This window comes from Klebsiella sp. JN_Kp127, from assembly GCF_040062505.1.
GTDB lineage: Bacteria > Pseudomonadota > Gammaproteobacteria > Enterobacterales > Enterobacteriaceae > Klebsiella > Klebsiella quasipneumoniae.
Genome location: NZ_JBEAHS010000002.1, coordinates 31,148 through 43,989 on the forward strand (window position 1 = coordinate 31,148; position 12,842 = coordinate 43,989).

The window sequence follows — 12,842 nt, forward strand, 5'->3', positions numbered from 1 at the left end:
TAGGGCAATTAATGGTAAATAGCCTGAGCGGAGAGGATTAAATCACAGCAAAAAAAGAATGATAATGAAAACAATTATCATAAACTTAAAAAAGCAAAAAATAGCGCCGGTCTGTTATTAGGGATTAGAAAATGCTTAAAACCATCCGTTCCCGAAATTTAGATTAAGAAAACATTAAGCTGCGATTATTTTATTGCCTTCGTGACAGAGCAGCCGCCTCTGCACGTTATCTGCGGTCTTTGCCGGCGGGTATTGTGATACTGATCATGTTTTTAATATGCGCCGTCATCGCGAAAGATATCCCCCTTCTACGATCATTAAAAAGCCTTTACCGTCAGAGGGATGGTTAACTTTATGCACACTCACCCTGGCACGCACGATAAATGAAAGAGATAAAGCGGCGAAACGCATGGATTGCCTTTTCCCTGGCGCTGGTGGTATTTCTGGCTGGCGTGTTCGTCATTAACTGGCAACTGTGGCATTCCGACCAGGCCGCCCATGTCGCCGCCGCCCGCCAGGCGGCGACGAAAATCGCCGTTATTCTGGATGAGGCCCGCACAGCAACGGTGACGGCGATGAACGTTAGCCGCAGCGGGTGCTCGGAACAGGGTCAGTTTCAGCTCGGAACGGAGGCCGCCCTGCAGCCGCATCTGCGCACCATTATGCTGATAAAAGAGGGCCAGGTGTGGTGTTCGTCCCTGCCCGGCAACCGGGTCCTGACGCTCAGCCCTGTGTCTTTATCTGACGAACCTCTGATGCTGCTCCCGGCCAGAATGATGGTCAATAAGCGTCCGGTGCTGATCTATCAGACGCACTCAGCGCAGATCCGGGTGATTGTCACTATCAGCGACGTCCATCTGCGCGATGCGCTATATAGCGATTCGGATAGCAATGGGCTGGCCCTATGGGTTCAGGATCAAATGATTGCCAGGCATGGCGATGTCCAGCCACAGGCTGCTGATCCAAGCCGGAGCGTTTTTACCTCGCCGGCCTATCCGTTTCGCATTGCCTATCCCGAGTCATCTTTTTTAAGCCCCGGCCGCCTGGTGAATAATGGCGCCGGTTTGCTGATTTTTATTTTCTCTGTTTCGCTGCTGTTTTATTTTCTGATGCGTAAATTTCTCAATGTTTACACCTCTGAAGAGGAAAAGTTGCGCTACGCCATCGCCCAGGGCTATATCGTTCCCTACTACCAGCCTTTGGTGAACGGGAAAACCGGTGAGATATACGGTGTGGAAATACTGGCACGCTGGCAAAACACCACCACGCCCTCGCGTTCACCTGCTGAATTTATACCGCTGGCCGAGCGTACCGGCCTAATTATTCCGCTGACCCGCAGCCTGATGGCGCAGGTAACCGCCCAGATGAGACCGCTCTTTAATAAACTACCGGATGGGTTTCATATTGGCCTCAACATCAGCGCGTCGCATATTAACTCGCCGACGTTTATCGATGATTGTCTGCACTTTCAGCGCGGCTTTGAGGGTAAAGCGGTAAAGCTGATGCTGGAGATCACCGAGCAGGAACCGCTGTTACTCAATGGGGCGGTGGTCGACAAGCTCAACAGGTTACACAACTGCGGGTTTTCCATCGCGCTGGACGACTTTGGTACTGGCTATTCCGGGCTTTCCTATCTGCACGAGCTGGTGTTTGATTACATTAAAATCGATCAGAGCTTTGTCGGTCGCGTGACCGGAGAGACGCCGTCAAGCAAGCTGCTGGACTGCGTGATAGAGATGGCCCGAACGCTTTCACTGCGCATCATTGCCGAGGGCGTTGAAACCCAGGCCCAGCTGGATTACCTCAATCGCCAGAATATTCCTCTGCTGCAGGGCTACTTCTTCTGGAAGCCGATGCCCTACGTCGCGCTGGTGATGCTCCTGCTGAGTAAACCGAAGGCACGGATTATCGAAGAATAAGCGGGCGGTCAGTAACCCGGCGGCAATCCTGCCCTGAACAAACCTCATCCCTGAGCAAACAGGTTCAGCGCCTCCTGACGGTTCTCTTTAATAGAAAAGATACGATCCATACGGGTAAGCTTGAACAGGTTCTGGATCGTCCCGTTGAGCGAACACAGCACCAGCTCTCCCTGCCCACTGACGCTCTTGAGTATGGATACCAGGGCACCCAGGCAACTGCTGTCGATAAACTCGACATGGCTCAGATCCAGCAGTACGTTTTTCGTCTCCCCGTCGACGGCCTCGAGGACCTGCTGCTTAAACGCCGAGACAACGGAAGCATCCAGTCGACGCACCAGGGGCACGATAATTTTGACGCCCTGCTCAGTATGTAATTCAACGTTCATCTTTATCCTCAATGTTGGCTGACACCTGTCAACGCGACTCAGTTCTGTTCGGCGTGTGCTTTTTTAGCGGGTGATGCCCCAGATATCCCTGGCGTAGCCGCGGATGGTTCTGTCGCTGGAAAACTCCCCCATCCGGCAAATGTTGAGCAAGGCCCGGCGGTGCCAGCGATCCGGTTGTTCAAAATCAGCCATCGCCTGCTGTTGCACCTGACAATAACTGTCGAAATCCAGCAGATGGCAGTAATGATCGGCCCCCGTCAGCATCTGATGAAGCGGCGCAAACCGTTCGCGATCGGCGGTAAACTGCCCGGACACCAGGCTATCGACCACTCGCGCGATAGCCGGATTCTGATGATAGAACGCATGGTGACGCCCGAGGCGTCGGCTCTCTTCAATCTCTTCCGCCACCGCGCCAAACAGATAAAAATTATCGATCCCCACTGCCTCGCGGATTTCGATATTCGCCCCATCATAGGTGCCGATAGTTAACGCGCCGTTCATGGCAAACTTCATATTGCTGGTGCCGGACGCCTCGGTCCCGGCGGTGGAAATTTGCTCAGAAAGATCCGTGGCGGGAATAATTTTTTCCGCCAGCGAAACTTTATAATCTTCGAGGAAAACCACTTTAAGCTGCCCGGCGACCTGCGGGTCACTGTTAATTTTTCGGGCAACGGTATTAATCAACTGAATAATCAGCTTCGCCATCCGGTAGCCCGGCGCCGCTTTACCCGCAAACAAATGGACCTTAGGCGCAATCGTTCTCCCTGCCTCTTTGATCTCCAGGTACAGCGCGATCACGTGAAGAATATTGAGTAACTGTCGTTTGTATTCGTGAATACGTTTGACCTGACAGTCAAACATGGCCAGCGGATCTAGCGGGATGCCGTAGCGTTGCGCCACCAGCTGGCTGAGCGCGGTTTTGTTGGCAAATTTTATGGCCCGGATATTGTCAATAACGGCCGGATCGTCGACGAGGTTTTCCAGACGGGAGAGCTGGGGTAAATCGGTTGGCCACCCCACCCCCAATTGTTGGCGCAAAAACTCTGCCAGCCCAGGGTTAGCCTGCTGCACCCAACGACGCGGTGTGACGCCGTTGGTCTGATTAATGAATTTCTCCGGGGTGATAAAATAGAAATCAGGCACCAGCTGTTTTTTGACCAATTCTGAGTGCAGCCACGCCACCCCATTCACGCGATGGCTACCGACAATGGCCAGATTAGCCATGCGGATTTGCTTATCATGATGTTCGTCAATTAAAGACAGCGAAGATAACAGATGATTTTTATCCGGCCAGCGCCGGGCCACCGCTTCGAGAAAACGGTGGTTAATCTCAAATATAATCTGCAAGTGACGCGGCAGAAGTTTCTCAAACAACGACACCGGCCAGGTCTCCAGCGCTTCCGGCATCAGCGTATGATTGGTGTAGGCGCAGGTATTTTGCGTTATCTCCCACGCCTGCTCCCAGGGCAGTCGGTATTCGTCCACGAGGATCCGCATCAGCTCCACCACCGCCAATGCCGGATGGGTGTCATTAAGCTGAATAGCCACATGCTGCGCCAGCAAAGTAATGTCGTCATTAACCTCAGCGTAGTCACGAAATATATCCCGCAGCGTACAGGCCACCAGAAAATATTCTTGGGTCAGCCGCAGCTCTTTTCCGGTCAGCACCTCATCGGAAGGATAGAGTATTTTTGAAATATTCTCCGAGGCGATTTTTTCACTCACCGCCTTGATATAATCGCCGCGATTAAAAATATGGATATTAAAGGAGTCAGAGGCTACCGCGCTGTAGAGACGCAGCTTGTTGGTGGTCGTATCCCGGTAGCCGGAAACAAAATAGTCATGGGGAATACCAACGATAGTTTTCCAGCCGAGCCACATCGGGTTGTAATTACCATCAATATCTTCGCTATGCTCGATATACCCCCCCAGCGGGATCAGAATGTGCTGGGCGTGATGCTCCACCAGCCATGGGGAATGCATGGAGTGCCAGTCATCAGGATGTTCGATCTGCTGATCGTTTTGAAAGGACTGGCGAAAAAGGCCATATTCGTATTTGATGCCATGCCCGGACGCTGCAATGTCAAGGGTGGCCATCGAGTCGATAAAGCAAGCGGCTAAGCGCCCTAATCCGCCGTTACCCAGCGCGGCGTCAGGCTCCTCGTCAAGGAGGCGTTCAAGATCAAACCCCAGGTCATTGACCACCTGGCGCATCTCCGACAGTAAATTCATATTCACCAGGTTATTACGCAGCGACTGGCCGAGTAAAAACTCCATCGACAGGTAGTAAACTCGCTTTTTTCGCGCTTCGCGCTGCCGCGCCTGGCTCGACAGAAAATGGTCCTGCTGAAAATGACGAATGGCCAGCGCCACCGCGTTAAAAATATCGCCTTGCGTGGCTTTATTTAAGCTGACACACAGCGTGTATTTTAATTGCTCTTCAACCAACGCCCGTAATTCTTTGATATCTTGCGGATTAATGACAGGCATGCTGACCTCACTGGTCTCTTTTCTGCGTAAAACCGTGGCAGGTAAATCATCATTTTTCCAAGTATAGACGAAGTTTTTTTGCGGAAAGTTTTTATTCCTGAGCATCAATTCGCTTATATCGTGCTTCGGAACAATTAACATTCCTCCTTTTAAACGGATTGGTGGTTTCATTTTCGCCAGCTGATTACGCTGCGGCGCTGACAGAGTCAACGAGATTTCGCATGGCGGGTTTGCGAAGTCGAAGGTCAGGATGAAGCGCGGTTGGGATGGTCAAAAGGAAAAGCAAAAAGGGGTTACCTTTCGGTAACCCCTTCTTTTATATGGCGGAAGCGCAGAGATTCGAACTCTGGAACCCTTTCGGGTCGCCGGTTTTCAAGACCGGTGCCTTCAACCGCTCGGCCACACTTCCGGTGTGAGGCGCACTATAAACACCTCGGCGGATGCTGTAAAGCACCATTTTGTTCAACTGCCTTAAAAACAAACAAATCTGTGTTATTCGTCTGAATTTCAGGCAGTTCGCACAGAAAATCAGCGCCCATCGCCGCTCGCGGACGGCAGTTTCTTTATGTACATATCTTTGGTGTAGTAGTACCCCAGTTTGTCCGGCGTGAAGCCGCCCACCCAGGGCTTCACTAAATGGGTACGCACATAGTGATAGACCGGAATGGCGGGAACATCCTGCGCCAGCAGATCTTCCGCCTGCTGATAGTATTTGCCGCGGGTCGCCACGTCGGTGGCTTTCGCCGCGTTGTGCAGCGCCTCATCGTAAGCCGGGTTGCTGTACTGACTGGTGTTCTCGCTATCCCCGGTGCGGAAGGTATTGAGGAAGGAGGCGGCATCGTCGTAGTCGGCAATCCACGCGTAGCGGACGGCGTCAAAATTATGCGTATGCATCGTATCCAGCATCGTCTTCCACTCCTGGTTCTGCAGCTTCACCTCGACGCCGAGGTTTTTCTTCCACATAGAGCTGGCGGCGATGGCGATGCGCTGATGTGACTCGTAGGTGTTATATAGCAGGGTAAAGACCAGTGGGTGCCGCTCATCGTACCCTGCCTGCGCCAGCAGTTTTTTCGCCTCGGCAATCCGCTTCTCGCGCGGCCAGCTGGCATAGTCCGGGCTGTGTAGCGTCACGCCGCCAATATCCGGCTGACTGATCACCCAGGCCGGGCGCTGGCCCTGGCCGAGTACTTTTCCGGCAATGATATCTTTATCAAGCGCCATATTCAGCGCCCGACGCACGCGCGCGTCGTTAAACGGCGGCCGGGTGGTATTGAACTCGTAGTAATAGGTCGCCAACTGTGGCGAAACGTCCAGCTGGTCGCCCATGGTTTTCTGCAACTGCGCAAACTGATTGATCGGCACCGTGTAAACAATATCGATCTCCCCCGCTTTGTAGCGATTGACATCGGCGGCCTCGGAAGAGACTGGCAGGTAAGTGACTTTATTGATAACCGTGTGCGCATTGTCCCAGTACTTCACATTACGTTCAGCCACCAGCCGTTCATTCACCACCCATTGGGTCAGCTTATAGGGCCCGCTGGTGACGATATGCTCTGGCCGGGTCCATTTATCGGCAAAACGCTCCACCAGCACTTTGTCGATCGGCACCAGCGCGGGGTGCGCCAGCATCGCCAGGAAGGCAGCATTCGGCTGAGTCAGGGTGACCTGCAGCGTGGTGTCGTTTAGGGCTTTCACCCCCAGCGTCTCGGGGCCCTTTTGCCCCAGGGCAATCTCTCGGGCGTTGGTGATATGCATATTGCCGGGGTAGCTTGCATAGGGGGAGGCGGTGGCCGGCGAGACCAGCCGTTGCCAGCTCCAGACGATATCCTGCGCCGTGATGGCCGTGCCGTCGGACCAGGTCAGACCGGGACGTAAATGGAAGGTCCACAGCTGGTTGTCCTTGTTTTCCCAGCGTTCCGCCAGCCGGGGCTCGACCGCCCCCGCAGGCGATACGCTGACCAGACCTTCGAAGAGATCGCTAATAATATTATTTTCAACGTCGCTCTCGACTTTGTGCGGATCGAGCGAGGCTGGTTCACTGCCGTTATTTCTGACCAGCTCCTGCTTTTCCGCCAGCTGGGTGCCCGGCGGCACCTCCGCCGCCTGCGCCCCGCCGATCATTGCTATCATACTGACTGCCAGCAGCGTTCGCGTGATGTGATTGTTTTGATGTAATGTCATTTCCCTTTGCCTTTAACGTACGGAGTTATTCCCCCTTCCACACTTAGTCGCAGAATTTCAATAAAGCAATATTTTTCAGTAACCTATAAGATTTCGATCGGCTCACCGAAGCGAAACGCGAAAACATATCGCTTTTTCCAATCCATGCAGAATTTTATGCTAGTCAAAAGCGGCAAAAGCTAAGTAAAGATGGGTAAAAGCATTAGGGCTTCACGCTTGTTTTTCTTATTCTTTATACCTAATTACATCTGTCATAAGAGAGTGACTCATGGATCGCATAATTACATCATCGCGTGACCGTTCCTCGCTGCTCAGCACGCACAAGGTTCTGCGTAACACCTACTTCCTGCTCAGCCTGACGCTGGCGTTTTCCGCCATCACCGCTACCGCCAGCACGGTGCTGATGCTTCCTTCCCCGGGGCTGATTTTAACCCTCGTGGGGATGTACGGTCTGATGTTCCTGACCTATAAAACGGCGAATAAGCCCACCGGGATTATTTCCGCCTTCGCCTTCACCGGGTTCCTCGGCTATATCCTTGGACCGATGCTGAACGCGTACCTTTCTGCCGGCATGGGCGATTTGATCGGCCTGGCGCTGGGCGGTACGGCGCTGGTCTTCTTCTGCTGCTCGGCCTACGTGCTGACGACGCGCAAAGATATGTCTTTCCTCGGTGGGATGCTGATGGCCGGCGTGGTCGTGGTGCTGATTGGTATGGTCGCTAACCTGTTCCTGCAGCTGCCGGCGCTGCACCTGGCGATTAGCGCGGTGTTCATCCTGATCTCTTCGGGCGCCATCCTGTTCGAGACCAGCAACATCATCCGCGGTGGTGAAACCAACTACATTCGCGCCACGGTCAGCCTGTATGTCTCGCTGTACAACATCTTTGTCAGCCTGCTGAGCATCCTGGGCTTCGCCAGCCGGGACTAACCGTTCCCCTGCTAACAAAGGCCTCGCTTATGCGGGGCCTTTTTTTTTGCTACACTGCGGCCAGTTTCAGGCGGTATGTGAAAAATTATGTTTATTTTTGAAGGCAACGAAATTGAGACGGATAGCGAAGGCTATCTGAAAGATACCACCCAGTGGAGCGAGGCGATGGCCGACGTCATCGCCGCGCAGGAAGGGATAACGCTCACCGTTGAGCACTGGGAAGTGGTGCGCTTTGTGCGCGAGTTTTACCTTGAATTCAACACCTCGCCAGCGATCCGCATGCTGGTAAAGGCGATGGCCAACAAGTTTGGCGAAGAGAAAGGCAACAGCCGCTATCTCTATCGCCTGTTTCCGAAAGGCCCCGCCAAACAAGCGACCAAAATCGCCGGTCTGCCGAAGCCGGTGAAGTGCATCTAATAGAGGATCGCGAACTTGTCCCAGCTGCGGGTGGGTTGATGGGGTTCAGTCAACACTCGGTCAACCCGCGCGCTGCGCGGCCCACCGGCTTTCAGCCAGGCGATGAGTTTCTCCACCTGCTCCGCCTCGCCGCAGGCAAGCACTTCCACGCCGCCGTCGTCCAGATTACGGGCATAGCCGGTCAATCCCAGCTGCAGCGCTTCCCGCTGTGTCGAATAGCGAAACCCTACGCCCTGAACCGAACCGTAAACCCATGCCATCGTGCAGATACTGGCCATCATCGTCTCCTTTTCGCTCACCCTTTACGCTGAGGATAGCAAATTCATTCAGCGTACGTGCTTTGGCAGTAAACCATAGTGCTGACGGAAGCGCGCGGTAAAGCGCGATCCCGACTGATATCCGCTGTTCTGCGCAATTTCCCCGATGGGCCGCGAAGTGGTCTGCAGCTGCCCCAGGGCATGGGCCATCCGCACCTCCTCGACAATCTGGCGAAAACTCTGCGATTCCTGCTGCAGCCGACGGCGCAGCGTGGACTCGCCGAGAAAGAGCATTTTCGCCACCCGCGACACGCTCCACGCTTGCGCTGGCGACAGCATGACCAGTTGTCGAACCTGCGCCGACAGATCCTGCTGCCGCTCGACGAGCAGCGGGCCGGCATAACCCGCCTCGTGCAAGGCCAGCAGCAGGCCCATGGTCTGATGCTGCTGCAGAGAGGGGGACAAGCCTTCCCGCACCGCCTGCAGAACGCTTTGCCACATAAACGCCAGCTCAGTCGTCACCGGGGCGCAGAGCGAGGTCAGACGCCCGGGCGGTGGTTCACTGACATAGCGGGTCTTGAACGCCGTCAACAGCTCGGGCGTCAGCGACAGCAGATCGGAGCAAAAGAGGCCATTCTCCGGCTGGTTAATCACCTCCAGCTCAACGTCAGCCGGCAAAACAATCAGCTGTTGCGGGGTCGCCAGCACCCGGCTCTCCCCTTGCACAATCACCTTGCGGCCGCGCTTTACCCGACAGAGCGCCGGGGCGAACAGACGCACCCGATGCAGCCTGCATAGCCGTCGGGTGGTGATCTCCGCGGCGGTCAGGGCGTTATGCTGAAAATGAATACTCTCCATCCGACCAACCTTTTATTTTAGCGCCCGGCCGTCGCCGTCAACTGGGCGCTGGCGAGAGCATGGCTGTGTAACAGATACCCGACCAGCGCCCCGCTGGCATCGGCGTTCACCGGCAGCGTGGGGATATCCAGCGCCCACACCGTAAAACGGTAGCGATGCGGTTTATCTCCCGCCGGCGGGCAGGCGCCGCCGAAGCCGGCATAGCCAAAATCGTTGCGGCCCTGTACCGCTCCGTTCGGCAGTGTAGCGCTGTTTTTATCTCCCGCGCCAGCGGGCAGAGAAGAGACGCTGCTGGCAATATTGACTAACGTCCAGTGCCACCAGCCGCTGCCGGTAGGTGCATCAGGATCCCGGACGGTGACCGCGAAGCTGCGCGTGCCTGCCGGGGCGTTTTTCCATGCCAGCTGTGGAGAGACATTGCCTCCTGTGCAGCCGAAACCGGTAAACCAGTGCTTCTGGGCCAGCGGCTGCCCGTCACGCATATCATTGCTGCTCACGCTAAACGGCGCAGCCATCGCGCCACTGCTCACTGCCGCAACCATCGCCACAACTATCCGCATACCTGTTTTCATCGTCTTCTCCTCCTGGGGGTGAGAAGACAGAGTATGAAACGCCGCGCAAAGTGAATGTGCTGAAGCGCCTGCATTTTGTGCCGAAACGCTCAACCGCGCCTGGCGGGGGAAAGATGCTTGTATGCGCCAGGTGTGCTAATCTACGCGCCATTTTTCGGTGCCGACATTCCCGTTGCTTAAAGGTAGCTCCATGACAGATTCCCTATTCCCCCGCTTAGTGTTAGCCAAAGGACGCGAGAAATCCCTGCTGCGTCGCCATCCGTGGATTTTCTCCGGCGGCGTCGCCCGCATGGAAGGTAAAGCCCGCAGCGGTGAAACCATCGATATCGTTGACCATCAGGGAAAATGGCTGGCCCGCGGCGCTTATTCGCCGTCGTCGCAGATCCGCGCCCGCGTGTGGACCTTCGATCGCAACGAAGCCATTGATAACGCCTTCTTTGAACGCCGCCTGCAGCAGGCGCAAACCTGGCGTGCCTGGCTGGCCGAGCGCGATGGTCTCGACAGCTACCGTCTGATCGCCGGCGAGTCCGATGGGCTGCCGGGCGTGACAATCGACCGCTTTGGCAACTTTTTCGTACTGCAGCTCCTCAGCGCAGGCGCCGAATACCAGCGCGCCGCCATCATCAGCGCCCTGCAGAGCCTGTTCCCGGACTGCGCCATTTACGATCGCAGCGATGTCGCGGTGCGTAAAAAAGAGGGGCTGGAGCTGGCCCAGGGGCCGGTAGTGGGCGAACTGCCGCCAGCGCTGCTGCCGATCGCTGAGCACGGCATGAAGCTGTTGGTCGATATCCAGGGCGGGCACAAAACCGGCTATTACCTCGACCAGCGCGACAGTCGCCTGGCGACCCGTCGCTACGTGGCGGACAAACGGGTGCTGAACTGCTTCTCTTATACCGGCGGCTTTGCGGTGTCAGCGCTGATGGGCGGCTGCCGCCAGGTCACCAGCGTGGATACCTCGCAGGAAGCGCTCGACGTTGCGCGCCAGAACGTGGAGCTCAACGGACTGGATCTGTCCAAAGCGGAGTTTGTGCGCGACGACGTGTTCAAACTGTTGCGTAAATACCGCGATCAAGGGGAGAAATTCGACGTCATCGTGATGGATCCGCCGAAATTCGTAGAAAATAAAAGCCAGTTGATGGGCGCCTGCCGTGGCTATAAAGATATCAATATGCTGGCGATCCAGCTGCTGAACCCCGGCGGCGTGCTGCTGACCTTCTCCTGCTCCGGCCTGATGACCACCGATTTATTTCAGAAAATCATCGCGGATTCCGCAATTGATGCCGGACGTGATGTACAATTTATAGAACAGTTCCGTCAGGCTGCCGACCATCCGGTGATCGCAACCTATCCGGAAGGGCTGTATCTGAAGGGGTTTGCCTGTCGCGTCATGTAACTTGAAAAACGAAACATGAGCCTCATATAGGGAGTATTCATGTTTCCCAGGAGGTGCCTATGATAGCCAGCAAATTCGGTATCGGCCAACAGGTCCGCCATACGCTCTTGGGCTACCTGGGCGTCATCGTCGATGTCGATCCCGAGTACTCGCTCGCGGAACCGGAAGAGGATGAAATTGCCGCCAATGACGAACTGCGCGCGGCCCCCTGGTACCATGTAGTGATGGAAGATGATGATGGCCAACCCATCCACACCTATCTGGCAGAAGCGCAGCTGAGCAGCGAACCCCGCGACGAACATCCGGAGCAGCCGTCCCTCGACGAGCTGGCCAAAACAATTCGTCAGCAGTTGCAGGCGCCGCGCCTTCGCAATTAAACAAAACCCCGCCAGGCGGGGTTTTTTGTTATTTTGCTAATCCCAGTCGCGGTAGCTCAATGGCCGGACAACGATCCATCACCACGTTTAACCCGGCTTCTCGGGCCAGCACCGCGGCCTGTTCATTGATCACCCCCAGCTGCAGCCACAGCGTTTTCGCGCCGATAGCAATCGCCTCCTGCGCCACGCCCCATGCCGCTTCTGAATTACGGAAGACATCAACCATGTCGACCTTTTCCGGAACATCGGCAAGCGTTCCATAGCCCTGCTGCCCCAACAGCGTCTTGCCTGCCACCTTCGGCGAAACCGGGATAACGTGATACCCCTGATCCAGCAGATACTTCATGACCCGGTAGCTAGGACGGTCAGGTTTGTCGCTGGCACCGACCAGCGCAATCGTCCGTGTCGAGGTCAGGATTTCGGCAATATCGTTCTCTTTCATGGTTTCCTCCTGCTATTTCACCTAAGTGTATGCTAATCCGCAGCAGGGGGCCATCCAGGCTAACCCGCAGATTCAGCAAAATTTTCATCCCTGATGCTTGCAGCGACAGCCACATTCAGTAATCTGTCAGCAGGTCAAAATGCGGAATGAAAATATGGAACTGACAACACGTACCCTGCCTGCGCAAAAACATATCGCGCTGGTGGCTCACGATCACTGTAAAGATATGCTGATGAAATGGGTTGCTCGCCATCAGGCGCTGCTGGCGCAACATGTTTTGTACGCCACCGGCACTACCGGCAACCTGGTCTCCCGGGCTACCGGGCTGGAGGTCAATGCCATGCTGAGCGGCCCGATGGGCGGCGACCAGCAGGTGGGTGCCCTCATTTCAGAAGGGAAAATCGACGTGCTGATCTTCTTCTGGGATCCGCTGAACGCCGTTCCCCACGACCCGGATGTCAAAGCCTTGCTGCGTCTGGCCACGGTCTGGAACATTCCGGTCGCCACTAACGTCTCCACCGCTGACTTTATTATCCAGTCGCCGCACTTCGCTGAACCGCTCGATATTCTGATCCCGGATTATCCGCGATATCTTGCCGAGCGCCTGAAATAATCGAACCGC

The 12,842-nt window shown here is 55.3% G+C and carries 12 protein-coding genes, 1 tRNA gene and 2 pseudogenes; 7 read left to right on the plus strand and 8 right to left on the minus strand.

What is annotated here, in order from left to right; all coding sequences use genetic code 11:
- Positions 1-383 precede the first annotated feature (383 nt).
- Positions 384-998: pseudogene (locus tag ABLV04_RS01110) on the plus strand (CSS-motif domain-containing protein); the annotation flags it as partial.
- Between the two features lie 159 nt (positions 999-1,157).
- A pseudogene (locus tag ABLV04_RS01115) lies at positions 1,158-1,919 on the plus strand (EAL domain-containing protein); the annotation flags it as partial.
- 44 nt (positions 1,920-1,963) lie between these two features.
- Here the strand turns inward: ABLV04_RS01115 and ABLV04_RS01120 are convergent.
- The 4 genes from ABLV04_RS01120 to ABLV04_RS01135 all read right to left on the minus strand — a co-directional run bounded on the left by ABLV04_RS01120 (position 1,964) and on the right by ABLV04_RS01135 (position 6,976).
- Positions 1,964-2,305: an STAS domain-containing protein gene (locus tag ABLV04_RS01120; protein WP_180265776.1), complete on the minus strand. Its 342-nt coding sequence runs from the start codon at positions 2,303-2,305 to the stop codon at positions 1,964-1,966.
- Between the two features lie 63 nt (positions 2,306-2,368).
- On the minus strand, positions 2,369-4,795 hold the full coding sequence (locus ABLV04_RS01125; protein WP_180265777.1) for a glycogen/starch/alpha-glucan phosphorylase: 2,427 nt from the start codon (positions 4,793-4,795) through the stop codon (positions 2,369-2,371).
- A gap of 321 nt (positions 4,796-5,116) precedes the next feature.
- A tRNA-Ser gene (locus ABLV04_RS01130) sits at positions 5,117-5,204 on the minus strand.
- A gap of 119 nt (positions 5,205-5,323) precedes the next feature.
- Positions 5,324-6,976: an ABC transporter substrate-binding protein gene (locus ABLV04_RS01135; RefSeq protein WP_348815254.1), complete on the minus strand. Its 1,653-nt coding sequence runs from the start codon at positions 6,974-6,976 to the stop codon at positions 5,324-5,326.
- A 268-nt stretch (positions 6,977-7,244) separates the two neighbouring features.
- Here ABLV04_RS01135 and yccA point away from each other — a divergent pair, with 268 nt between their 5' ends.
- Entirely contained in the window at positions 7,245-7,904 is a 660-nt protein-coding gene (gene yccA, locus ABLV04_RS01140) for an FtsH protease modulator YccA (RefSeq protein ID WP_002898458.1), read from the plus strand.
- Positions 7,905-7,991: 87 nt separating this feature from the next.
- On the plus strand, positions 7,992-8,321 hold the full coding sequence (gene tusE / locus ABLV04_RS01145; RefSeq protein ID WP_050532900.1) for a sulfurtransferase TusE: 330 nt from the start codon (positions 7,992-7,994) through the stop codon (positions 8,319-8,321).
- On the opposite strand, the gene yccX is transcribed toward tusE, so the two are convergent.
- The 3 genes from yccX to ABLV04_RS01160 are packed head-to-tail and all read right to left on the minus strand — an operon-like array spanning position 8,318 to position 10,008.
- Positions 8,318-8,599 (minus strand): acylphosphatase, encoded by a 282-nt coding sequence (yccX, locus tag ABLV04_RS01150; protein ID WP_004201446.1) that lies wholly within the window; start codon positions 8,597-8,599, stop codon positions 8,318-8,320. The genes tusE and yccX overlap by 4 nt on opposite strands.
- A gap of 48 nt (positions 8,600-8,647) precedes the next feature.
- Positions 8,648-9,436, minus strand: coding sequence for a helix-turn-helix transcriptional regulator (locus ABLV04_RS01155; RefSeq protein WP_348815256.1), 789 nt, complete (start codon positions 9,434-9,436; stop codon positions 8,648-8,650).
- A 17-nt stretch (positions 9,437-9,453) separates the two neighbouring features.
- Positions 9,454-10,008 carry a YbhB/YbcL family Raf kinase inhibitor-like protein gene (locus ABLV04_RS01160; protein WP_086075744.1) on the minus strand — a complete coding sequence of 185 codons (555 nt, stop codon included), beginning with the start codon at positions 10,006-10,008 and terminating at the stop codon, positions 9,454-9,456.
- Positions 10,009-10,198: 190 nt separating this feature from the next.
- On the opposite strand from ABLV04_RS01160, the gene rlmI reads away from it, so the two are divergent.
- Positions 10,199-11,401 carry a 23S rRNA (cytosine(1962)-C(5))-methyltransferase RlmI gene (rlmI, locus tag ABLV04_RS01165; RefSeq protein ID WP_023289059.1) on the plus strand — a complete coding sequence of 401 codons (1,203 nt, stop codon included), beginning with the start codon at positions 10,199-10,201 and terminating at the stop codon, positions 11,399-11,401.
- A 59-nt stretch (positions 11,402-11,460) separates the two neighbouring features.
- A complete protein-coding gene (gene hspQ, locus ABLV04_RS01170; protein WP_023289058.1) occupies positions 11,461-11,778 on the plus strand; it encodes a heat shock protein HspQ in 318 nt (105 codons plus the stop codon).
- Positions 11,779-11,806: 28 nt separating this feature from the next.
- Here the strand turns inward: hspQ and ABLV04_RS01175 are convergent, their stop codons facing one another.
- Positions 11,807-12,220, minus strand: coding sequence for a CoA-binding protein (locus tag ABLV04_RS01175; RefSeq protein WP_023289057.1), 414 nt, complete (start codon positions 12,218-12,220; stop codon positions 11,807-11,809).
- 154 nt (positions 12,221-12,374) lie between these two features.
- On the opposite strand from ABLV04_RS01175, the gene mgsA reads away from it, so the two are divergent.
- Positions 12,375-12,833 (plus strand): methylglyoxal synthase, encoded by a 459-nt coding sequence (gene mgsA, locus ABLV04_RS01180; RefSeq protein WP_023289056.1) that lies wholly within the window; start codon positions 12,375-12,377, stop codon positions 12,831-12,833.
- Positions 12,834-12,842: the final 9 nt, after the last annotated feature.